At 39.2% G+C, this 23,454-nt stretch carries 28 protein-coding genes; 1 reads left to right on the top strand and 27 read right to left on the bottom strand.

The features are described 5' to 3' along the window. Positions 1-211: 211 nt before the first annotated feature. Positions 212-571 (top strand): hypothetical protein, encoded by a 360-nt coding sequence (locus JCM14932_RS12575; RefSeq protein ID WP_025025169.1) that lies wholly within the window; start codon positions 212-214, stop codon positions 569-571. A gap of 224 nt (positions 572-795) precedes the next feature. Here the strand turns inward: JCM14932_RS12575 and JCM14932_RS16165 are convergent, their stop codons facing one another. From JCM14932_RS16165 to JCM14932_RS12445, 27 genes are all read right to left on the bottom strand, one after another. Beyond that, positions 796-1,929, bottom strand: a complete 1,134-nt coding sequence (locus JCM14932_RS16165; RefSeq protein ID WP_025025168.1) for a GH25 family lysozyme — start codon at positions 1,927-1,929, stop codon at positions 796-798. After that, on the bottom strand, positions 1,919-2,167 hold the full coding sequence (locus JCM14932_RS12565; protein WP_025025167.1) for a phage holin: 249 nt from the start codon (positions 2,165-2,167) through the stop codon (positions 1,919-1,921). Before JCM14932_RS12565 ends, JCM14932_RS16165 begins: the two co-directional genes overlap by 11 nt. Then, complete coding sequence (locus JCM14932_RS12560; RefSeq protein WP_025025166.1) at positions 2,148-2,447, bottom strand: hypothetical protein; 300 nt, start codon at positions 2,445-2,447, stop codon at positions 2,148-2,150. The genes JCM14932_RS12565 and JCM14932_RS12560 overlap by 20 nt, the downstream gene beginning before the upstream one ends. Before the next feature lie 33 nt (positions 2,448-2,480). Further along, a complete protein-coding gene (locus JCM14932_RS12555) occupies positions 2,481-2,711 on the bottom strand; it encodes a hypothetical protein (RefSeq protein WP_025025165.1) in 231 nt (76 codons plus the stop codon). Next, positions 2,711-3,181: a hypothetical protein gene (locus JCM14932_RS12550; RefSeq protein ID WP_025025164.1), complete on the bottom strand. Its 471-nt coding sequence runs from the start codon at positions 3,179-3,181 to the stop codon at positions 2,711-2,713. Before JCM14932_RS12550 ends, JCM14932_RS12555 begins: the two co-directional genes overlap by 1 nt. A 50-nt stretch (positions 3,182-3,231) precedes the next feature. Further along, positions 3,232-7,365: a gp58-like family protein gene (locus JCM14932_RS16160; protein WP_025025163.1), complete on the bottom strand. Its 4,134-nt coding sequence runs from the start codon at positions 7,363-7,365 to the stop codon at positions 3,232-3,234. Continuing rightward, entirely contained in the window at positions 7,293-8,258 is a 966-nt protein-coding gene (locus tag JCM14932_RS12540) for a phage tail spike protein (RefSeq protein WP_025025162.1), read from the bottom strand. Before JCM14932_RS12540 ends, JCM14932_RS16160 begins: the two co-directional genes overlap by 73 nt. 5 nt (positions 8,259-8,263) lie before the next feature. Continuing rightward, entirely contained in the window at positions 8,264-9,043 is a 780-nt protein-coding gene (locus JCM14932_RS12535) for a distal tail protein Dit (protein ID WP_034543428.1), read from the bottom strand. 14 nt (positions 9,044-9,057) lie between these two features. Continuing rightward, complete coding sequence (locus tag JCM14932_RS12530; RefSeq protein WP_025025160.1) at positions 9,058-11,058, bottom strand: hypothetical protein; 2,001 nt, start codon at positions 11,056-11,058, stop codon at positions 9,058-9,060. After that, on the bottom strand, positions 11,055-13,343 hold the full coding sequence (locus tag JCM14932_RS16155) for a phage tail tape measure protein (RefSeq protein ID WP_025025159.1): 2,289 nt from the start codon (positions 13,341-13,343) through the stop codon (positions 11,055-11,057). The genes JCM14932_RS12530 and JCM14932_RS16155 overlap by 4 nt, the downstream gene beginning before the upstream one ends. Continuing rightward, entirely contained in the window at positions 13,343-13,672 is a 330-nt protein-coding gene (locus JCM14932_RS12520; RefSeq protein ID WP_025025158.1) for a hypothetical protein, read from the bottom strand. Before JCM14932_RS12520 ends, JCM14932_RS16155 begins: the two co-directional genes overlap by 1 nt. A 41-nt stretch (positions 13,673-13,713) precedes the next feature. Further along, the gene (locus JCM14932_RS12515) at positions 13,714-14,085 is read right to left on the bottom strand and encodes a tail assembly chaperone (protein WP_025025157.1); all 372 of its coding nucleotides are present in this window, start codon (positions 14,083-14,085) and stop codon (positions 13,714-13,716) included. Positions 14,086-14,156: 71 nt separating this feature from the next. Next, entirely contained in the window at positions 14,157-14,705 is a 549-nt protein-coding gene (locus JCM14932_RS12510; protein ID WP_025025156.1) for a phage major tail protein, TP901-1 family, read from the bottom strand. Between the two features lie 2 nt (positions 14,706-14,707). Continuing rightward, a complete protein-coding gene (locus tag JCM14932_RS12505) occupies positions 14,708-15,106 on the bottom strand; it encodes a hypothetical protein (protein WP_025025155.1) in 399 nt (132 codons plus the stop codon). Further along, complete coding sequence (locus JCM14932_RS12500) at positions 15,103-15,456, bottom strand: HK97-gp10 family putative phage morphogenesis protein (protein WP_025025154.1); 354 nt, start codon at positions 15,454-15,456, stop codon at positions 15,103-15,105. The genes JCM14932_RS12505 and JCM14932_RS12500 overlap by 4 nt, the downstream gene beginning before the upstream one ends. Then, on the bottom strand, positions 15,440-15,757 hold the full coding sequence (locus tag JCM14932_RS12495; RefSeq protein WP_025025153.1) for a hypothetical protein: 318 nt from the start codon (positions 15,755-15,757) through the stop codon (positions 15,440-15,442). The genes JCM14932_RS12500 and JCM14932_RS12495 overlap by 17 nt, the downstream gene beginning before the upstream one ends. 73 nt (positions 15,758-15,830) lie before the next feature. Continuing rightward, the gene (locus JCM14932_RS12490; protein WP_025025152.1) at positions 15,831-16,082 is read right to left on the bottom strand and encodes a phage head-tail connector protein; all 252 of its coding nucleotides are present in this window, start codon (positions 16,080-16,082) and stop codon (positions 15,831-15,833) included. Next, positions 16,075-16,215 carry a hypothetical protein gene (locus JCM14932_RS16635; protein ID WP_155832134.1) on the bottom strand — a complete coding sequence of 47 codons (141 nt, stop codon included), beginning with the start codon at positions 16,213-16,215 and terminating at the stop codon, positions 16,075-16,077. Before JCM14932_RS16635 ends, JCM14932_RS12490 begins: the two co-directional genes overlap by 8 nt. A 20-nt stretch (positions 16,216-16,235) precedes the next feature. After that, complete coding sequence (locus tag JCM14932_RS12480) at positions 16,236-17,087, bottom strand: N4-gp56 family major capsid protein (RefSeq protein WP_025025151.1); 852 nt, start codon at positions 17,085-17,087, stop codon at positions 16,236-16,238. A gap of 4 nt (positions 17,088-17,091) precedes the next feature. Next, positions 17,092-17,736, bottom strand: a complete 645-nt coding sequence (locus JCM14932_RS12475; protein ID WP_025025150.1) for a capsid assembly scaffolding protein Gp46 family protein — start codon at positions 17,734-17,736, stop codon at positions 17,092-17,094. A gap of 111 nt (positions 17,737-17,847) precedes the next feature. Further along, a complete protein-coding gene (locus tag JCM14932_RS12470; RefSeq protein ID WP_025025149.1) occupies positions 17,848-18,063 on the bottom strand; it encodes a hypothetical protein in 216 nt (71 codons plus the stop codon). 9 nt (positions 18,064-18,072) lie between these two features. Further along, positions 18,073-18,630 carry a hypothetical protein gene (locus JCM14932_RS12465; protein ID WP_025025148.1) on the bottom strand — a complete coding sequence of 186 codons (558 nt, stop codon included), beginning with the start codon at positions 18,628-18,630 and terminating at the stop codon, positions 18,073-18,075. Continuing rightward, a complete protein-coding gene (locus JCM14932_RS16150) occupies positions 18,630-19,874 on the bottom strand; it encodes a structural protein (RefSeq protein ID WP_025025147.1) in 1,245 nt (414 codons plus the stop codon). The genes JCM14932_RS12465 and JCM14932_RS16150 overlap by 1 nt, the downstream gene beginning before the upstream one ends. Positions 19,875-19,876: 2 nt before the next feature. Continuing rightward, positions 19,877-20,146 carry a phage portal protein gene (locus JCM14932_RS17500; protein WP_051528140.1) on the bottom strand — a complete coding sequence of 90 codons (270 nt, stop codon included), beginning with the start codon at positions 20,144-20,146 and terminating at the stop codon, positions 19,877-19,879. After that, positions 20,143-21,267: a phage portal protein gene (locus tag JCM14932_RS15610; protein ID WP_051528139.1), complete on the bottom strand. Its 1,125-nt coding sequence runs from the start codon at positions 21,265-21,267 to the stop codon at positions 20,143-20,145. Before JCM14932_RS15610 ends, JCM14932_RS17500 begins: the two co-directional genes overlap by 4 nt. 19 nt (positions 21,268-21,286) lie before the next feature. Further along, positions 21,287-22,558, bottom strand: coding sequence for a PBSX family phage terminase large subunit (locus JCM14932_RS12450; protein WP_025025146.1), 1,272 nt, complete (start codon positions 22,556-22,558; stop codon positions 21,287-21,289). Continuing rightward, a complete protein-coding gene (locus tag JCM14932_RS12445; protein WP_025025145.1) occupies positions 22,548-23,399 on the bottom strand; it encodes a terminase small subunit in 852 nt (283 codons plus the stop codon). Before JCM14932_RS12445 ends, JCM14932_RS12450 begins: the two co-directional genes overlap by 11 nt. Positions 23,400-23,454: the final 55 nt, after the last annotated feature.

Genomic DNA, 23,454 nt, shown 5'->3' with positions numbered 1-23,454 from the left:
CTTATTCGATGCCTTTATATCAACGTTCATAACCGTTTGGTGCAAATCCCGTGCAAACGGTGTTCATTTATGTAAAGATGCGATAATTTTATAACATCGATATTAATTATGTTTTGTTTACCATTTACGTGTATTATAACACGTCGAATCACTTTTCTTCTATTGTATGTCTGATCAGATTATCATGAAGCCAGAAATAGAAGTGATCACTATGAAAAATAAAATTGAAGTTGAATATTCTGATGGAAGTAGCAAAGTCTTTACAAGCATTGGTTATAAGAGAAATGACTCTTCACATTTTGGAGCTACTCGTGAAATACTTGAATACAACGTTAAAATACCCACCGGCTCAATGGCACGTTGGTTGTACTTCTACATAATCAGCAGTGATGAAATTAATAGCGCTCAAATAGCAGCATTACCAAACGAGTATACTGGCCGATCAGCATTTGTTGATTTCTTTGATGGCAAGTATATCATTCATGCCAAAAAAGACTTCGAACTTGATGGAAAATACTTCTGTTACATCAGTGGCAATAACATCATATTTGTAAAGATGACAAAAAAATAGCCTGACGATTGCCAGACTAGGTTGTTTTAGTACCTGTCATAAACAGGATATAGCAATTTGTGATTGCTACACTCAAAATATATCATCTATCAATAAAGCTTTCAACAGCAAAAAAATAAGGCCCCCAACCGTATAAGCTGGAGGCCTTTTGCAATGATTTTCCTATTACTATGATATAGATTGTTTTGCTAATTAGATATAGCCATTTTGATATATTCAGATATTTAAATATCGTTACCGTTGAATCCTGATCCTTGAGCATACTTGGCTGGAATATACATATTTGTGGCAACCTTGTAGCATAATCCGACATTTGGAATATCAGTTAACTTATCGGCCGTCTTCCATGTTGATCCACCTTTAAATGTCTTATTTGAATCTGCCATGTAATGACCGTCAGAATCATACGCATTGATGCCGTAATTTGAGTTATAGTTCACTACTGCTATACCTTTAAAAGTTGTAGAAGCCTGTGGAACGTACGTATCAACGCCGATGTGATAGTAAGGCTGGCCATTTATGGCGATAATCTTATTCGATATCCAATCGCTACCAGAAATAACATCAGTTCCTGTATTGGCTGTGCCATCAAAATGATAGGTTGTGTACGCTTTGTAAGAATTGCCTTTTACTGATACTACGTTTGAAATTGTACTTTTAGGATCAACAACTGCTGGCAATTGTCCCGTGTAGAAATCATCATAGATCTGTGACACGTCGAAATTGCCATAACTGGCTTGGAAGTTGTACGTGCTTCCCCACTGCCACGCATGATTGTTTGAATACCAGTTCTTTCCACTTGCGTTGTACGGATAACTCGCAATCCAGCCGTTACCGTTAGCGATATCCATCTTAGTGCCTAGCCAGCTCGACATAGTATAGATATCTGATCGATAACCGAACTTCTTAATTTCATCCATGAATACCTGATTATTAGCGTTGTTAGTTGCTCGTGAAAGTCCATTTTGTTGTTGCGCTTCCACGTCAGTTACTAGGACGGCGCCTATTGGCAAGCCTGCGGACTTGGCCACTTTGCCAGCGTAATCTGCCTCCGCTATTGCTCCAGCTTGAGTTGTGTAACGTGCAAAATGGTAGCCGTTAATATACAGCCCTGCCGCTTGTGCGGTTGTAATGTTGTTAGATGCTGTGTAATCGGCGTAGTAAGTACCTTCTGAAATCTTTGTAACTACTGACTTCACACCGTAATTATTGCGCATATCAACAAAATTAGCTGTAGTCATATAGCCATTGTGGTTAGATACATCCACCATATCGGTATTAGCTGCATCAACTTTACCACCGAAAAAAAATAAGCCTGCTAGCAGCAGACTCATAATATAAATTAGTTTATTTTTCATTGGAAACCTCCGAATCAGGCTTCTTTGATGTGTCGTATATGATACCCAAAAGGCCACCAATAGATAATAGTGAGTTAACCACATCAGTGATCTGTTGTGCTAGTCCCTCCGGCATTGAAATTCCAAAAATTGATAATACTTGTTGAATTAGTACCAGCAAAATTGATACCAAAGAAGCCCACCAAATTGGTGAGTGCCAATCAATCGATAATTTGCTTTTAATCTTCTCCGTCTTCATTCTTTTCCCTCCTGTGTAAATGATTTTTATCAAACAAGAAATCAATCTCAATATCGTGTCTTTCAATATCAAGATGATTCTTACTTATCTTCTTCTCTAAATCAGAATGCGCCTTAGCAGAATTGTCACTCAAGTTTTGGATGGCACCACTTAAATCTTTCAACTGATCGCCAATTGGATTAAATAAAAACGTTTTAAATGCACCAACTAAGATTGAAATAATTGAAATTATTCCAAGCCATTCCGATATTGAAAATCCTAAAAACAAATGTGGTGGCATCAACATCCCTCCTTTCGTAATATTCGAATCAAACTATTTAGCTGGTTCTTCTTCGTCAGCAGCTGGTGTAGTAATCTCCAGCAATCGTTGACGTGCCTTAGCTTCGATTTCCTTACGTGTTAGATCATCTAACCCATCGCCTGTTAGTGAGACTTGAGACGTTAGATATTCGCTACCTTGGTTACCTTGAAATTGAATCATGATAGATGTGGTTTCGTTGTTATCTCCAAATTGATATGTGATTGATTGTAAATTTACTTTCATTATTCTTCATCCTCTTTTTCATCATTTTGTGTTGCTGATTCTAGCGCTTCATGCAATTGGAAATATACTTCAGCATCGTTGCCGGCCAATTCTGTATTAGCAGCGTAATCGTCAACTACTTTCAACATATCAGCTGTATGGCCAAGATACGTACCGCCCTCTATTTCTGCCTCCTGCTTGAGCAGCTTTGTATGCTCTGAATTCCATTCCTGCTTATTTTCATCAGGAATATAAAAGTTCCCATCTGGCAATTTTTTCAACGGATTATCTTCCGCAACTGGCTTGGAATTGTCTTCTGGTTCACCATATTGCTTCAACATTTCCATCTCGGCATCTCCCAAAGATTGAAGCGATACTTGAAGCAGCTTAATAAATTTTGATCGTGCTAATGACTGGGTACCCTTTAATTTAGCTGCTTTCAAAAATTCGATTGATGGTACTAAATATTGATTTTCTAATGTTATTTTCATATTTCCTCCAAATTAAAAAGCACCGGCTTTTGTCGATGCTCGTTTTTTAACTAAAATGTGTAATCATGCCAAGAAACCGCTGTTCCTCCTGATTTGTTAAATCCAGTTGCAAATGATAGAGTTTTGCCTTTAAAGAAATAAACTACTCTCTTAATATCTGATAGTGAAATAGCATTGTTACCCGATGATAACCAAAGTTCACCACTACCAAATGCAAGACCTGAACTAGCACTTGAATTCTTAATAGATGGCATATTCGATTCCTCACCGGTAACTGTTAACGTTGAGAACTTTAAAGGTGTTGATGCACCATAGATTTTAACGTTATTTGACGTATTGCTAAAAAAGATATGATCATTTACATTTAATTCATCTCTAAAAACAGCAGGATTTTGGAATCTAACATCATCGCTAAATAAGAAACCTGCATCAACACCAACTGTAGATGCTGCGCCACTGTCCATCCAACGAAGAACAGTGGTATATGAGGTTTCCGATGGCGAACGCTTACGTGACCATGACATATAATCGCTTAGATATTCCAGATCAAAATTAAGTCCCTGAACATTAGAGTGACCTACCCAAGTATTGGAATGAATACGTCCTACAAGTGAACCATAGTTATCCGGATTCGATACAAGTAACCCGTCTGAGGTTAATTGCATAGATATTTGCCCACCGTCATATGTAGCTAAACTGCTTTGGTTAATAACCATACCAGATAACTCGTTGTTGAGACCCACACGAATCATATTAGTAGCTAACTTATCAGCCGTGATAGACTTCGATGCAATACTTGAACCATTCAAATTAATTACATTTATAGTTTTGGCATCTAATGTTCCAGCAGTAATCTTATCAGCCGAAAGGTTTGTTATAGCAGCAGACGGAATAAATGCACTACCACTAAAAATTACGGAATCAGCATCTAGGAAGATTTTGTTTGAATGGATCAACGTTGATCCAGCTTCCACGTTAATCTGACTTAATAAGTTGTCTTTACGAACTAACAAACCGAAAGCGTCCGATAGCTGTGTTACCTGCGTTGATGAGCCACTACCAGTGTCTGCGGCGTTGGTTATTGACATACCTGTTACTAGACCCCAATCTATAAGACTAGCTTCAGCAGACTTGGTAATTGCTGGCATGGCTGAAACATAACCATTAGGTATTGTTAACTTCCCCGTATATTTAGCAGCTTTTATATTTTTATCAACTGTTATTGCTGGGAAAAATGAACTTTTTCCAGAACTATCAGTTAATTGTAGACCGAACTGAATATCTCCCTCTGTTAACGTCGTGTCTATCCAAATCTCAAAGTTAAATTCCTCATTAGCTGAAACTGCAAAAGAATTTTTAGATTCAACCACAGACGTATCCACAAACGTTAACACGGCCGTATGACCATTACCAGCGTTTATTTGATATGTGTCGTCCTTATTGGCACCTACAATCTTTCCGTGCCATCCACCAGTTTGACCATCATCAAACCATCGCTTTAGGACGTACTCTTTAACGATCCCAGCCGGATTATTGGCGCTCGTGATAGTCGTAGTAATTTGATTAGCCAGTTGAGTAATTTGCGATTGATCAGCCTTGTTTATAATCGTTCCTTGAATTTTATCAATAGTTTGAGAAATGCTAGAAACTGCCGTGACTGTTGCATTATCAGCTGGGTTCGGACACCAATCAGTTGCCAGACTACCTTTTTCCAGCTTTTCACTGTTAAATACCACCGTCTGTGAATCCGGCGCATTGTTTAATACCATATGTGCTCCCACAAAAGCCGCATTTTCCGGAGCTACCTCTGTAGTTTTTCGCATGCCAATATCTTTACCAGGAACATTAGTAGAATTTAAAATAAAATTTTTACCGCTGTCGAAAAACTGGAGTTCTGGGTAACAATCATATGTCGTACTTTTAACGATTACAGAATACGTATAACTTGCCCCCGGAGTGCACGGAATTGATGCATTTGTTCCATTGCTTGACAGGCTTCCGAGTTCCCACCCAGAACCGGACAAAGTATAGTCTTGTGCATTGCTTGTTCCCGTTAATAGATTGGTCCCAACAGCACTATCTTGAACTTGTGTTTGAACCGTTTCTAAGGTACTGCTTACTTCTGTTGCAGTCTGCTTCAACTGACTGATATCATTCTTATTAGTACTATTGTCAGTTGTAAGTGTATTAAACCCACTAGTCAATTCTTTAGATGACACTTGTAGAGTACTGATATCAGTAGTGTGCGTACCGAGAGTATTGGTAACGGTTGTAAATTGATCTCTAAACCCATTGGAGTCTGCCTTGAGGTCGTTGATACTGGTTGTCTGACTATCGACCGTATTCTTAATACTGGATATAGCACCATTAATACCATCGGCAGTTATTTTAATCTGATTGTTAGACCAATCTTGAGTAGCATATCCATTAAGATCCTTCTGCTCGATTTTCTTAGAGATATCAGTTTGCATACCATCCACAGTTTGTGAAATCTTGGATACAGCCGTGACTGTTGCATTGTCTGCCGGATTAGCACACCAATCAGTAGCTACCGAACCTTTTTCTAGCTTGTACCGATGAGTACTTAGCCAATCAGATAATTTGCCACGAACGTCACCTTCATCTGTAAAATTAATAGAGAATCTAATATACGCAGCATTAGAATGACTTAATGTTTGTGTTGATGAAGTTATACTTTGCCAACCAAGAAAGCTTTTATCACTATCATACATTGCCAAAGTATGATTAACGCTGCCTTTGAACACATAGTCTGGTGAACTTAACGTAAATACAGTTGCTCCATTAGTGGCTATATAATTATCTGAATGAAAATCATCGCTACTGAAGTTGATTCCACCATTCTTTCTAATAAGATACCCACTTTTTAAATCCGATTGGACGATTAAATTGGTTCCTACCGCACTGTTTTGAACCTGTGTCTGAACAGTTTCTAAGGTACTGCTGACTTCCGTGGCAGTTTGCTTAAGCTGACTAATATCGTTCTTATTAGTACCATTATCAGTCGTTAACGTATTGAAACCAGTAGTCAATTCTTTGGATGACGCTTGTAAGGTACCAATATCAGTAGTTTGCTTTCCCAGCGTATCATTAACAGTCGTAAATTGAGTTTTAAACCCACTGGAATCGGCCTGAAGGTCATGGATACTAGTCGTTTGACTATCAACCGTATTCTTAATACTGGACATAGTGCCGTTTATTCCATCAGCAGTTACCTTAAGCTGATTTTGTGTCCAATCCTTGGTGGAATATCCATTCAAATCAGTCTTAGTCAGCTTAACAGCTAGGCCACCCTCTAGCTCAGCAATGGTCATAGTCGATCCATCAGTTAACGTCTTATAGCTCTGATTAACTGCTCCAGCAATTTGCTTAGCATCTTTAGAATCAGCTTCAGCAGACAACGCTTGGGTTACTGCTTCACTAGCACTTGCTTGAGCACTCAGGGCATTAGCTGCGGCACTATCCGCTTTTTGCTTAACTGTACCAAACTCCGAAGCTGTTGATTCAGCTTTAGCAACTGCTGACACTGCACTAGACTGAGCCGAAACTGAATTATCTAGTGCTTGCTTAACTTTTTGGTTAGTGTCATCAAACTTAGCAGCTGTTACCTTAGCGTTAGAACTGGCTTCTTCAGCTTTGGCCACAGCGTCATCAGCCGACTTCTTAGCTGCATCGGCACCTTTAATAGCTTCGTCAACCTTATTCTTGATCTGCTCTCCGGTAGTGTCATCGACACGAATCAACCACTGGCCATCTTCATATTGCTTCATGACAATAGTTCCATCGGCCTGAGTTTGATACCAAAGGTCGCCCTCTTTTGGATGTTGTGGCTCATCCTCTGACCAATTAACGTTGACACCGCCGTTATTAACAGCGAAGCCAGCTGACGATTTAGCATCGTTAGCAGTTACCTGCGCTTGTTTGACTGATGAACTGATACCACTCAAACGCTCAGCTGTTGACATAACTAGCTTGTCACCGATTGTGATGGTTGAGTGGTTCTCATTCTTACGATTCCACTTGATGCCAGTAACGCGAGTTTGATATTTAATATCTAGATCATAACGAACTATGGTTACTGTCTCACCTAAATTTAAGAATCCGACATCGCCGACGGTTGCTTGAACTGAACTTGTGGGACTCCAACTTGTAACAAGTGTTGCCATGTCTCACGTAGGAGGTTAGCTGTGTCCTTCTCATTGTCAAATTCAACTATTCCAATTCTTGGCGCACCGTCTGAATAACCATAAAGTGCCGTAGCTTGTGGCCATTCAATATATTCTTGTCCTGCCGGTTTATCAGCTGGATCACCAGCAGATTTTGACCATGATTCGTTAGCAAAATTAATCTTACGACTGTAACCGCCAGTTAACTCGCCAGTATCTTCATTGGTCTCCTCAACACCGGCACCTCTACCAACTAAAGCAGTATAAACATCTGTGTCATTAGTCTGCTTCTCAACCGTTAGAGCATTGCTACCATACACAAAACGACGGCCATTATTGCCACCTTGCTGATAATAGAGGTTGACGTATCGGCGTGTGATTTTGTTACCTTCGATGTTTACAAATGGAACAACATCGACCTGCCACGTTTCTAGAATCTTGCTGAAACAATCTAAATATGGCAGATAGTAGAAGTCAGCATCGTGATATTCGTTATTTAACCGATCATCAACATAATCAATGTTCCAACGAGTATTATCTAAAATTAAATGAAGCGCCTGAACACTTGTAATGTTGTTCGGACGCTTTTCTTTAATATATCCATATCCCTTTAAGTCATCATAAAATGCACCGGTACCGTTAAATACGATTTCTTTATTTTGAACTTGAGCGATGGTTTTACGATATAGCCAGAAATTATGTTCACTGTTCCGATCTGAGATGGCAAAATATCGAACGTTATCCAGATCTTTGGTATATCTTTCATCCAATACCAATGAACCAGAAACGGCGTCAGCCTTGTGACTTTGAATATCTTGAAACAGCTCTAGGATATCTTCTGAGGGCGGATTATCAATAATATTTTCGTTCTTATCAAGTAAGTAAAATTTCAACCGCATCACCTCATTTCTTTATATTTGATTACTAATTTCCCAGTTGGAATTGTTGAGCCACTTCCTGTAGCTTTGAAATTCTCGAAGTCTGAATCGAACGCTAACCACTCTAACTTATTGACCCCATTAAGAGTTATAACCTGTGTACGTGGCAAAATATGAATCGTATCGCCACTATTGATTGTTCCTGACACTGCTAGCCGTTGACCTGAATTATTAGTTATTTTCAAGCTCGAAGTCGATGCTGCAGGCGTGAACGCCATTTCTGTTATCAGATAATTACCAGCCGGGAAACTAAATTTTCCATCTGAACTCGTAATAACCTTTTCAGCTGAATATTTTTTTGGATCACTGGCCGTAATTGTGAATGAGCCTACTCCTGACAGCTTCCCGGCTGGCACCTCACTAGTTGCCGTCACAGTTCCGATATAGTGCCAGTCTTTTTGATCATTGAAGCTGAACTCGAATTCCTTAGCAGCTAAAATTGCCGCAAGTTTATCTTGCATTTCAATCATTTCAGCAGCGTTCGAAGTGGTTAATTGATACGTCACTACGATCGGTCTGATAGGTAAATTTGAATCAACGTACCTTTCCCCGTCCATTCCATCTAACGATTGTGCTGTTAGCTTGTAACCCAACGCTCCACGGCCTGTGACCGTTAACGTCCTATAACCTGAAATTGTGTTTTCAATCGGGTTTTGCCCGATTAAAAGCGCCTCTGAACTAATATCTGAATCGATAGAAGTATCAGGGACGCTGTCCTTGAATTTATAAATTTTAATCACCTTCATTTCAAATTTTAATAGCCTAAATCTAGTTCGATATTCTGTTCTTGTTGACTAGTAATATCGCTAACGAACGCTCTGAATGAACGTCCTGCAACATTGAAATTAAGCACCGCTGGTTGTTTTTGCGAACTATTATCATGAATTGACGCAACCATGTCAACCGTCGAATTAGCTTGCAACCCAACCTGTGCAGATACCTGATCAGCTAAATTAATGTGACTAGCATTATCAGTTAATGAACTAACCACGTTACCCATCGCATCGGCAGCATTACCACTATAATCTGTAATACCTTCCGCAATACCTAACGATAGATATTTACCAACTTCATCCCTCATTAATCTTGAAGGTGAATGAATCTTTGCTACTCGTCTAGCCTCGTTATTAACTCGAATCACAAGATTACGCATAGCAATTACTGCGTTATTAGAATTGGCATTGATACCATTAGCGACACCATTCGACATGTTTTGACCAACTGGACGGAATGAAACTGAATTGGCTCCACTTTGAGTATATTGTGCTAGTCCCTTACCGGCTGATCTAGCGGAATTGTTACCACTCTTTACACCAGAGTTATAAGACTCACCGTTATTCTTACCAGCGGCCTTATGAGCGCTCTTCTGAGATTTCTCACCGTCAGCGGAAGCCTTAGCGACTTCTTTACCAGTCGACTTAGCTTGTTGTTTTTTCTTCTTTAATTCTTTGCTATAAGCGTCACCGTTATCTTTACCGGATTTACCATGCTTCTTTGTGTCTTTAGCACCACTTGATGATTGATCAGCTAAATATTTACCAGCATCTTTAAACTTCCCAGCTTTCAGTGCTTTAATAAAAGATTGCTGACCCTTATCACCTTTCTTAAACATAGAATCAGGCAAGGAATTCAAACCTTGAACAGTATTATCATTCATGACCTTTGATGCTTCTTTAGCCGTAAACTTACCATCTTGCAAAGCTTGAACAAGCCCGTCGACGCCTTGCGTACCACCACGTTGTAATAATGTGGCAAACGCCTGCATCTGTTGACCGGTATTATTATTCATCTGAACAAATGACAAATACATCTGCTGTAACTGAACAGGTGTAATATCGGTCATCTTTTGAAGTCCAGCATTCCAAGTATCGAAGTTCAACTTAGATCCGTTGGCAATTGACATGTTCATCTGAGTTCCGAAATTTCCTTGTTCCACTAACAGATCTTTGTTGTGCTTTTGAGTAGCTGCAAGATCTTGTTGATACTGTGCCTTGGTTGTTGCATCTTTAGCGGTGGCAATCTTATTGTGCAAGTCTGTTATCTTCTGTTCGCCAGCCGTTATAGCTTGCTGACGTGCTTGATAGTTAGCTTGTACAGTGGTAATCGTTGCTTGTTGCTCAGTGGCACTAAGCTTCTTACCGTTAGCAACTTTCGAAAGTTGAGCTTGAACATAGATTTGATTCTGTTCTAGTAGTTTCTCTTTGATCTTCTCGTTTTGCTTAGTAAGAATCTTAGCCTGATCTTCGGTCATTGCTGTACCGTCAGTGAATCGACGCTGTTGCAATTGTCTATCTAAGTCAGCTGAAATATTAATAAGATTTTGACCATTCTTTTGCGTTGCAGTTGCTAATTTAGAATTAGCAGCATTAACGGCAGCCAGTCTCTTATCACCAGTCAACTTCTCGGCAGCAGTCATAGACTTCTGATATTTCTGTGAAGCTTTCTCAGTAGTCTTTTGATAAGTGTCAAGTGTCTTGTTGACGTCGGATAAGAATTTTTTCGTCTTATCAGATACGCCATCAGTATCAATTACCTTGCTGAAATCAGCTTTTGAAGCCTCTACATCAGTCTTCATCTTTTTGGCAGAATTAGATACATCTTTCATCGAAGCGGCAGCTACTTGAGCAGCTCCCTTAGTGTCAGACTTAGTCTTATCCGTGGATTTTCCGAATTGGCTCATCGTTTCCGATCCAACCTTCCAAGCATCTTTGAAAGCTGAACCCATGTCACCAATAGACTGAGTGGTACCCTTCATGCTTTAGTAGCCTTATTCATTGATTCTGAACCATCGGACCCGCCACGTTTCCACTTCTCAAATAGTGCCTTAACACCATAATATGCAGCTTGAGATGCTTGAACGATGGCAGCAAGTGCATCGACTACGACACGTAATGCAGTAGCTAAGCCAATTGCAGCGATAGCAAGAGCAGATATAACACCAACGCCGGCAATCTTAAATATTTTCTTCAACGAATCGGATACTGGATCTAGTGTTTTCTTGATAGCGTCAATAGGCTTCTGAACTGATGCTAGAATTCCTTTAATCCCTGATATAGCTTTATCAACCACGCCGTGAATATTCATAAAATTAGAATTCCACGCAGCATAGATTGCGACAGCAACTGCGGCAACTGCTAATGCTGGTGGCATAACAGCAGCTAACGAACTAGCTAAAGCCGTGGCAGCACTACCAGACATCCCCATAGCCGATAGCATAGGTGTTAAACCTGATGTAACGGTATTTTCGAACTTACCTGATAAACTACCTGCTTTATTGCCTAAAGCTGTAAACGTTTTACCTAAATCCTTAGCGGCTTGCTTAGGATTCTTCAAACTATTAACGATAGAAGTACCGGTATTCTTAAAACTGTTACCGATTTTCTTCAAACCATTCTCATATCTTGAATAGTCATCAGACCCCATTGCCTTACCGAAGTTAAATACAGATTTAGTTGTACCTGTAACTGGTTTTGCAAGTGTCGTAAAGGCTTTACCAATCTTGCTTAGACCTGTCTCATACCTTGAATAATCGTCTGAACCCATAGCCTTACCAAAGTTGAGTGTTTCTTGTGTTACACGTTTGATAGCTGATAGCGGTGTTCCAAATGCTAGTTTCATTACATTACCAGCATTTTTAGCAACACCCATTGTCATAGTTGTACCGTTTCTGACTAGAGTTAGATCAGCTTTCATTGTCTCCAATGCAGCTATTGTCTTAGCTCCACCGACACCGATACCCTTAAACGTTTCAATTCCAACAAATACAGGCATTAATAACTTCAATGCTCCAGTTACCTGCTGAATTGATGGCAAGAATTTAGCAAAGCTCTTTGCTACTTCAATAATATGTTTAGTTTCTTTTCTAATTTCATCCTGATTATCAGTTAAATAGTCAGTTAACTTACCAACCGCATCAGAAGCTGAGTCAACTCCAGCTTTCAGAACGCCACTAAACGTTTGCTCAAATGCGATTGATAGTGATTCTAATGAGCCACCAAACTGCTCGACAGAACTAGCTAGATCATCTTGCATAGTCTTAGCCATTGCCTTAGCTGAGCCATCTGAATTCTTTAACGAGTTAGTCAGCTTCTCTAACTTACCATTTTGAGCATCTAGCATGACATTCATAGCACGGCCACCTTGAACACCAAACATAGTTGCTAATTGAAATTGCTTAGCTTTTGGTGGGAAAGTCCCCAATGATTTCTTTAGTTCTTCAACAATTTGATGTAACGGTTTCATCTTTCCTGATGAATCATAAGCACTAAAACCGATTTGGTCCATCAACTCTTTAGCTTCATCAGATGGCTTTTGCAAGTGTGTAAGAGCCATACCTAGGTTAGATCCAGCCATGCTACCTTTTATTCCGGCGTCGCTAAGCACCCCAATTGCGGCAGAAGTTTCCTCCAATGATTGACCAGCAGCATGAGCTTGCGGTGCAACCATCTTCAAAGCTTCACCCATGTCACTAGCTTCGGCATTGGTATCTGCTGCAGCACGAGCGAACACATCGGCAACGTGACCAGCTGAACCAGCAGACAAACCGAAACCATTCAAAGCAACGGCAGCATTTTCGGCAGCATCTCCGACATTACCACCAGATACGGCAGCTAGGTCCAAAACTCCAGGCATCGCTTCCATTATCTGTTTGGGCTTCATACCGGCACTGGCCAGGTTCTCCATACCTTGGGCAGCTTCTTTAGCACTAAAAGCTGTATCAGCGCCCAACTTGATAGCCTGCTTATTCATCTTGACCATTTCACCGCTTGTGGCTCCTGAAATAGCTTTAACACGGCTCATACCATGGTCGTAATCCATACCGGTTTTAATCGCGGCAGCACCTAGTGCAACAACTGCAGTAGCTCCAACTTTAACCGACTTACTTACCAATTTTGATGAATTAGCAACTGCTTCGGCAGGACTTTGACTGTTTTTCATAGCAGTTTGGAAGTTCTCATAGGACTTCTGTGCCGATTTAAACGCATTGACGAATTGACCCACATCAGCTTTTAACTGAGCAGTAGTTGTATAATTATCCATTAATTTTTAACCTCCTTTCCTCGAAGTCTTTGTAATCGTTTAGCTATAGCCACAAGATCTTTATCCATCTCGGATTCTTTCTTCTTGTGCGGTTCGCCATGTAACATCAATTGCAAAGTTTTCTCGTAATCAAAGAAGTCTTTAAATTCTGGAAATACATATTTGTTGTCTTCGCCAACAGCTGCAGCTATTCGATTCAAGTAAGCTTGCAAGTAGATATTTTGAAGCTGATCGGTTAGCTTACGAGTGGCAGCTTCTCGTCGAATACCAAATTCAACTATGGTCATTCGCTCAATAGTCAACATGTCGTTGATACCAAACTGTGACATGGCCTCAATTATCAGTTTTCGATAGGTTTGAGCAGACGACTCTACTCTTGAGTTGTCTTCTTGTTCACTTCGTCCAGATTCTTCTTGAATGTTGTCACTCGCTTCTTGGTCATAGGTTGCGTTAATAAGTTTTTTGCTAATTCATCACAGATTTTGTCAATTTCTTTTGGATCAGTTTCTGAGTAGAATTCATCAAAATCTTTATCAGTGAACACAAATTGTGTGGCTGTGGCAGCTGCTAAAACATCGTCTAGCATTACCAAATCGTGATTTTTGAGCTTGTCATAGGCGTTTTCCAAGCCAACGCCATATTTTGCAACTTCGTTACCTGTAAAATAGCGGTTATCCATCTCACGAATGAATCTGATACCGAAATATAATTGAACCTTTTGACCGTGTAATGTAATTTCCATAATTTAATTTCCTCCTAAAGAAAAAAGGCACGATTTTTTAACCGTGCCCAATTGTTGTATTTGATATTCTATTAAACTTCTGGTGCTGGATCTGTAACAATTGTTGTATCAGCAAAGGCATATTGCACTTCTTGTTGTTGTTCATCAGTTAAGGTAGCAAAACCATCGACAGGTTTCTGATCGATATTTGCTTCGGTCTTTAACTCGTCCAACTTTCCAATTTCAGATGGAACTTCCCAAGATTGAAGATATCCTTGAGCATACTTAGCTGGATACTTCCCTTTGTTTTCCCCTTCTTCTGTCACTTTACCTTTCAAATCGATGTCCCAGAATTCCAGCTTTTTAGAATTTAGAACAGCATCTTTAAGTGTCAAGTTGACATCATCTCTTGATGAAATGGCGTTAATTTCAAGCGTAACAGTTGGTTCTGCAGCACTATTAATTGTTCCATCCTTTGTTGATGTTGAATCTGATTTAGCTTCGATCTTCCAATCGTGTTTAGTTTGAAGTGCTAGCTTGGAAGCACCTTTCTTCATTCGATCCTCAAACACACGAATCATTAGAATTCTGTCTTTACCATTTACTGGTGAAGCTTCTTTAGCTGCTACTGCTTCAGTCATATTTAATTACCTCTCTCGTCTTGTAGATAAGAAAAGTCCACGGTTAATATGCCGTGGACTAAACTTTCTGTTTTATTTGAATTTTCTTCTTGAATTACTGTATTCACATTCTCAAATTGATGAATATTGTTATCTGTTTGTGGTAGCGATAACCTGACTTTTCTCATCAAATCGGTCATCAATCGACGTTTTTTCTTTAATCCATATATATGAACAGTTAGCTGACTACTTCCAGCAGTTATATACGGGTCTTTGGTACGTTTGGGCTGGTCAAACTGTTCACCAACATAGATGAATGGATAAGGTGCCACCTCCGGCAAACTATTGTATGTTTCCTTGGTTAGCCCATAACATAATTTGAAAGTATCGTCGTAAATCGATTGCAAAATATCTTTCTTCATTTAGGCTTCACCAGCTCACTCATCCCCTTTACGAACTTGTCACGCTGCTCGTAGTATGCAGGCCGAATGTGAGGTGTACCCGGCTGATAACGTGTCCCATATTCTTGATACGGATCGTAATCAGCATCGCCGGAAACTTGCCCAACAACCTCAGCACCTTCGCCCTTGATATCTTGATGAATTTCACGTTTTAGATGTCCAGTGTCAACTGGTGCCTTACGCTCAGCGTTCTCCTGCATCTCGGCTGTATTAGTTCTGACAACCTTTAACGTGTCATCAACCGTTATCAATCCTTGCTTTAGATAATCCTCTAGTGACTTGCTATAGGTCATATCAAGCTTGACTCCCATTTGAATCACCTCGCATATAAATAATTTGTCTGTTCCCAACTACGGTTTGATTGACAAAAAAATAGCTATGATCCTTCCATTTGAGTAAATCATAGCTATCTTTATATCTATTTTTGAGATGGATAATAATTTGATCAGTCTTTTGACTGCCCATTATTTCATCCCGATTTTCTTTAACTGGTGTTGTGACCTTGGCCATTCGATCAGTATCTACCTCGCCGCCATCAACCTCTTCACCTTCGTCAAAATCATAATGAGATTTTACTTTCTTAACGAATGTGACTTTATCAGCGAATCTCATAAGAATCTGACCTTGCCTTTACCGGTCGTAGAGTGTTTAACATTCCATCGGTCGATATCGTCTAAAAATGGTGCTAGTCGTCGACTTGCCACGTTGCTGATACTTCATTCTCACCGCTGGAAGTCTTGCCCTCGTCGCTGATTCTATTGAATCGTGATATTGAGGCATCAACTACGATATAACTCAATTCGTCCGGTACTTTGTCAGCATCGATCAAGTTGAGCAGTCTAGCCTTGATCAGTTCGATCACAGCTTTTAACGTCGTGTCTGAATCCTCAAAGCCAGCAATATCCTTAATTCGTTGCAAAACATCGTCGTTATCCATTAACATCACCTAATTTCTCTGAAATCTTGGCAAGCAATTGGTCTTTGGTATCAGCAGATGAATACTCAATGTCGTTAGCGTCCATGAATGCAGTTATTTCAGCCTTAGTATTGTCTGCTGTGGGTCTTGTCAAACCCGCTTGTGTATCGGGTACTAGGCTTTTGGGTCTACTTCGGCTGTTGCAGAATCTGCAACTGTTGCAACAACAACTTTTGTATCGTCGTATAGATATGCTGCATAGTGCTCATCAGTTGTAATAATTGTCATCTTCTTAATGATGTCACGTTGTGTTTCGACTTGTACACCACGCTTTGTGATTAGCTTTAGTGCTGGTGATTTCGGATTGACCTTGATAAAGATTGCTTCGTTAGCTGCTAACTTACGTGAACGAACAATTTGAACGCCTAGCACATCGTAGTAGGTTCCATTAACTAATTGATCGGCACCGGCTTCTGAACCAGCTTTCTTTTCAATCGAATCGGCACGAAGCTTTGCGGCCGTCACTGGATTAAAAATTGCAACTACTACTGAACTGTCTTCATCGTTAAATAGATCTGTTGCAGCTTGTACGCCTTCAACGGTTGGAGCAATTGAAACTGTTTGAGTTCCTGTTTTAGCAGCAGCAAGCATATCGTTATCAATTTTGTTGGCAATCGCTAGTGCTAATTGTTTAGTTGATTCTCCCGCTGGATCACCGAAACCACTCAATACAGCTTCGTCAGTAAATTCTGTACCTTTGCCAGCTTTCTTAACTGTTACTGATTTACTCTTTGTTCCAAGTTTATCTAATGGAATTGGTTCACCTTCTGCAACATCTTCAGCATCACCGATGTATGTGTATGAAGGCATCTTCAAAGTGTCACCCGGTTGGCCTTTCAAGGTTGTATCTACTGTTGCTAAAGCTGTGAAACGTAGTGCACTAGTCAACTCATAAGAAATAATTGGAGCTAAAACTTCTGGATTAACCAAATCTGCTAATTTTGATGGTGCTGTATTTTCTGCCATTATTTTAATAGCCTCCTGTTAATTTAGTAAATTGTGTTGGATCATCTTTCATCAATTTAGCTTTGTCGAAATATGACATAGAGTTAAATTCATCTTGTGTTACTTGTTTAGCCACGGCACCGCTAACTTTTGGTGTCTTACCGGCCATGAACTCACTTCGTGTTGATTCTTGAATTGAGTTAGCAAAGTCAATCAGTGATTTAGCATTTGAATAAGTTGTTTCATCATCAGTTGACACAACCATATTCAATACATCCGAATTGACGTTTAAACCGGCTTCCTTAAAGACTGAATCAGTTTGAGACTTGGCTTCTGACAACTTTAACTTGTCTTCAAGCTCTTGAATCTTGCTATCTTTAGCAACTTGTTCTTGCTTGGCCTTGTCATCTTGAGATAGTTTCTTAACGTCCTTCTTGCCAGACTTCAAGTCTTCAATAGTCTTGAGTGCATCAGCTAATTTCTGCTCTGTATCAGACTTTTCAGCGGTCATCTTACCGATTCGACCTTTTAACTTTTCTACCACTTTATCTGAATCAACAGATTTATCCTCTGACTCTTGACCGTCGACATCCGCGGAGTTATCGACATTTTGATCAGTAGATTTTTTTGTTTCATCTTCGGTAGCTTGGTTCTTTTCTTCGTTGTCCATGTTGTTACCTCCACTCGCATTTAAAGACTTGGGAGTCTACTCAAGTTATTCTTTTAAGCCTGTAATCAGGGAAAAAGGCATAAAAAATAGCCATTAGATAGTTTCTAATGACTAATAAACAATATTTGTATTTTTCTGTTCTACTTTTTTATCAGATTTAATAGATGTCTTTACAATCTCAAGTAACTCTAATGCGGCAGCCTTTGTAAGAGTTCCATTTTTAAATCCTTTATATTCAAGAATTGGAAACTCATCATCGAACTTATCTTCATATAATTTCATAGCTTCTTTATATATTGCACGTGCATCATCATCAATATGAATCATAATAATCTCCTAACTATTACTAATGGTATCAAGTAATTCGTAATATTTTTTAGCAGCATTAGGCATGTACTTTTCCATTATTTTTAGTTTTTCTGGATCTTTAGCAAGTGATTCAGTCATTTCGGCAACAAACTCTGTACTTGTGGTTTCATAGTTTGACCAATACTTTTTCCCACCATGACCATATCCCAGTGGTGCTACATCAAAATTGCCTGTTGATTCCAGCATATCCGACAAAGTACAATACTTTGATTCATCTTTTCCGGATTTAATATCAGTTTTTATATTATCAATAAAGCTTTTTTCAGCTTTTGATCGCTTATTTAGCAAATCCATACGATTTAATCTATATTCCTTTGCTAAATCGGGTTTTCTAGGTCTTCTACCCAAGCTTGCAACATCTGGTATGTCTCCATAAACAGCCTTATCTAAATCACCATGAATTACTTCTGTTAAATCATATTTACCTGCTGATGATAGATATTGAGTTTTTTCTTCAACTTTCATCATAGAAGCGGCAACTTTCCTTTTAACAATTCTTCCTGTTTTTACCCTGTCTGAACCCATCACTCTTTCAACGAAAAATGATCCATGGCATGCCCTAACTCATGAAAGACAGTTTCTAGTGGTTCTTTATAACTATTTCCGGTAAAAGCTTCATCAGTTAGATTAACTATATTAAAACCAAACGAATTACCTACACTAGAACTTGAGCTTCTGTAAAATTTATATTTATCAGCATATCTGTTTATGGCTCTTCTTAGCCTTGGATCGAATTCTGGTGAATTAATTGTTTTAGTGAAGTTATTATAAAATTCATCTCCAAAAACGTGTTTCATATTACTATTCTCAAACTTATTGGAAATATTGTCCTCGCTTGAATCAGATTTAATAGCCTTTTCTAGTTCTTTATCCTTTGGACCCATTGAAGCAGCCTTAGAACACCGACAATTGGCATGAATAGGAATATTAGGTACCTTTGATAATAGATAAATGCCATCGTGGTATGCAGCAATGTCAGCACACTGACCACAAGCATCAATTGAAGCTATCCAAACACAATACTCATAACCTGAGGCTTTAAAGCTCTCCATCTGAGCCACGTCTTCAACTCTGGCAGTCTCTGTTATGGCTATTCGCTTGGCAACGTACGAACGGTTCTTGATAGTTTTATCAATCAACGGATATAACACTTGCTTTAACTGATTAGGGTTAGTCCCCTGAATCATAGCTCTTGAAATTATTCCATCAAGTCGGCCTTTCAATTCGTCATGAGCTACCCAAATTCGATCAGAAAATTTAGCACCATTAGTTGACGCATTAACAACCTGATCGACTTTCTTAGATATATTATCAAGCTTCTGATCGCCTAAAATACCAGCTTGCCGCTTAACCTCATTTCTGAATGATGTAGTGAGGTGCATGTTCACATCTCGATATATACCGTCATCCATTTCAGTCAACGCCAAACCAGTTTGAGCCTTCAACATCTCCAATCGATTGATTTTCATTGTTGAATTATAAAGTTGCAACTTGTCATTGGCTTCCTTGCTGAAATCTTTGTCAGCAACCATCTTAGCAGCTGTAGAATTGAATCCTTGAACATCGAACTTGGCAACCTTTTTTCTAGCATCGGCCATTGTCAATTTGTTATCAGCTGCATAATTCACATAGAAATTACTTATCTGTTTATCAATGTCCGTGATTGCCTTTCGATAATGTGATTCAAGCTTCTTAGATAATTCCTCATCACTCAATTGACGCCGTTCTAGCCACTTCTTCTCTCGCTCCATCCAATAATTATCAGCCATGACTAATTATCTTCTTTCGACTTATCATCGCTAGAATCGCCATTATTTGAGTTTTGAGAGCTACCAAAATTGTAATTAACTGTGTCTTTATTAACTGGCTCGGCATCCCTCTTCTGATCCTCACTAATTTGATCAATTTCCGATTTAGGATCATCAACAATAGACAAGGTTGAAAGCTGTGTCTCTTGAGATGTGATGCCTGATAATGTAGCGGCAGTTTGAGCTTCCTCAACTAAATTGGATGGCAAGTTACGTGTAAATTTAAACTTCACATTCTGCCATTCCTCAGCTTTATTTGACGGAATAACATTGCCAGTACTGAATACAATCTCAAATAGCTTACGAAGTGATTTAGTAACTTACGTTCTTTGTTGCTTGCTAAATTGCGCATTGAAAGTAACTTGTATTGTAAACTGACGCCACTAGCAGCATTTCCAAATGTATCGTCTGAAATGTTGGCCACCATAGAAATTTGAAAGATAAGGTTATTCAATCTATTGATAAGATTTTCTTGTTCTCCATCAGCGTTAGGCTTCTCCATGAACTCAACTACGACATCTTGACCGTCCTGACTAGCGAGATTGATAATGTGATTATCTTTAATCTGCTTGAGTGTATCTTCATCAACTTCGCTGCCTAGAATTTTCATATACGCATCGGCGAAGTATTCAACGTCGTTGGCTTTCTGTGATAGAGCGTTATTGACGCCATTGACCAACGTTTCGATATTCTCGAATGTCCCTTGTCGTTCTTCGTTTTCGAAGAATTCAATAGCAGGAATATTCTTGTATACATTAGCTGTCTTGTTGCCTAATTCAATATCATATAAACCATCAGTCAAACAAACTTGGCCACTCAAATTATTATCTGAATCATAGCTATACATCACGAATCCTTTAGCTTTCTTGGCCACTGTATCATCATAGATAATGAACGAGTGTATAGGATCAACGACAGTAACACAAGTTTTCTTGTCTTCGTTCTGGTAGATGTAAAAATAACTTCTTCCGTAAATGCTGACTTGTTTTGATGCTTCAAATATCAAATCAAGTAATGAATTATAGTTAACGAAATCTTGTAGTGAAGTATTTAAATCTTCATCATCAAGGGTGATTTTTGGCGGAATCCCATCAAAAAAACCGTTGAAAGTATCAACTATGTATTTAGGATAGTTGACCACTAAGCAGTTATCAGGTTTATCAATATCTGACTTCTTTTGTTTATCCAAAATTGGATGATGTCCTTTGTAAAATTGACGTGCCACTTTATATCTGTTTTCGGTGTAAGTTTGATTCTGCTTAACCATTTCTTTGATATCGTCAGCAGTCAAATCATCTTCTTGTGGAAATAAAAAAACCGAATCATCAGTAACACTCCATTTTTGATCACTCATTACATCACTCCTTTCAAATTTATAAACTGTGCTTAAATAGATGTACTTTAACTTTGTTACGTGAAGCTACAACCATATATACGAAATATCTCATTGCATCCATGGCATGATCATGTTCCTTAACGGGCTTATCTTCGCCGTGCTGCTCTGCTTTAATATCCCACACGTATGAAGCAAACTCCTTAAACAGATTAGTAAGCGTCTTGCTAAACATAATCTTGCCTAGATTCATCGCAGATTGCGTCTCACGAATACCGTTGATCACATCATTATCGGCCTTGATAACCGTATAACCTCGCTGCCGTAGCTTAGTAATGAACGATGCTGCAGACGGATCAATAATAATTTTGGCTTTGATACCGCCTAGAAATTTATCCAATCCATCAGCGTATTGATCATCAGTTCTCTGATGCTTGCTTGTACGGCCAGAATAGTAATATTCATTAATGCAGTACCAAACGCCATTAGAAAAGCCCCACAACAGAAATACTGTGGGGTTCAACGTTCCGTAATCGCAACTAACATAATATTTTTCAAAATGCTGATTGGAAGGAATATCAACAGTCATCGAACTCTTATCGAAGTTGTCGTAGATAACACCTTCTGATAGAACCCACAGACCTAAGATGTAGCGTTGATAGAACGTACCTGTATAAGTACGCATGTATCTATCTTTAACGTCCTGAGCCAGTGAGGGGTTATCGTCCATCGTGAAATGAATATGCAAAGCGTGCTTCTCTGTTATCTTGTCAATCCATTCCGTCTTGAACCAATGATAGGGCCCTTCTGGATTGCAGTTAAACCACAGCTTTGAGCCACTTACTGAACAACGTGCAACAGCTTGATTTACAAATGACTGAGGCATTAAAGCTACTTCATCAAAGAAGAATCCTGCTGCTGTTAAACCTTGAACGAGGTCTTGAGCTGATTCATCCTTACCACCAAAAATAAAGTAATAATTGGTAACACCATTCTTGGATATCTCCAGCATATTATCGGCACGCTTATCTTTAACGGAATAGCCACGTCCTCGTAGCATCTTCTTGAGCGGTCTGACGACGTTACGTCTGAACGAGCCTATAGTTTTACCAGCCATTCCAAACTGTTCATCTTGGAACGTGTGCATCGACCACAATATAAATGACAACGACATTGTTAATGTCTTACCCGATCGAACTGATCCATCACATATAATTACCTCTTTAGCCTTAGTCTTGCTATATCGCCACCAGCTTAATACTTGCAGCTGCTTTTTTGAAAATGTATTGAAGTGAAACAGACTAGTTCTCATCGTCATCACCCCAAATATTATCAGCAGCATTATCAATTGCATCTATGAAGCCATCATCTTGATTCTCATCGGCAACACCATTCAACTGATCGGCACGGTATTGGGCTATGTCAGCTTCGGCATTAACCTTGCGTTGCTGTGCCTTAGACATATCACTATCAAAGTACTTCATAAGTGAATCAAGTGCCTTCTGCTTGTCATACAGCTTAACTACAAGGCCATCTTTTCCTTTATGAATGTCTTGAACCAGTGACCAATCAATCTGATCACTTGGCTTTAGGAATATATCAGATACATGCCGTTCAACCGGATTATCGTCAGTATCAAGATATACATTTCCCTCAGTATCCATGACCAATTCTTTATGAACTGTGTAATCTAATACATCTCCCAAGCTAGCAAACGCCTGTTTCTTATACTCGTTAATGATGTCATCAATCTTAAGATAAGCATCAGTATGTGACTGTTTCTTTATAGCAGCTAATTGCTTCTTGATACTAGGTTTTACTAGGTTCTTGCTACCTTCTACATTAGCAACCTCGTAAGAGCTGTGATAGGCCTTCTGATAAGCCCACGTAGCGTTGAAACGTTGTAAATAGTACAAGCAAAACATCTTTTGATTCTCAGTTAATTTTGGATTGTCCTCAAGTCCATCAATATTTTTGGGTGCAACCTTTTTAGTTTGTGGGTGCAACTTTTTAGTTGCGGGCGCATCCCTTTTCCATTTTTCTCGACTTCGCCACGACTTCAATGTATTGATCGGTATATCGTACTTTGCAGATATATCTTTGTACTTCATGCCGTTAGAATAATCTTGTGCAGCTTTTTCCTTTTTATCCATTACATGGCACCTACCTCCTAAATTGAAATAAATAAAAAAGACCAGTCATAATTGA

It is taken from the genome of Companilactobacillus nodensis DSM 19682 = JCM 14932 = NBRC 107160 (assembly GCF_000615905.1).
Classification (GTDB): domain Bacteria; phylum Bacillota; class Bacilli; order Lactobacillales; family Lactobacillaceae; genus Companilactobacillus; species Companilactobacillus nodensis.
Note: the sequence above shows the minus strand (reverse complement) of the source record. Positions and strands in the feature narration are given on the sequence as shown.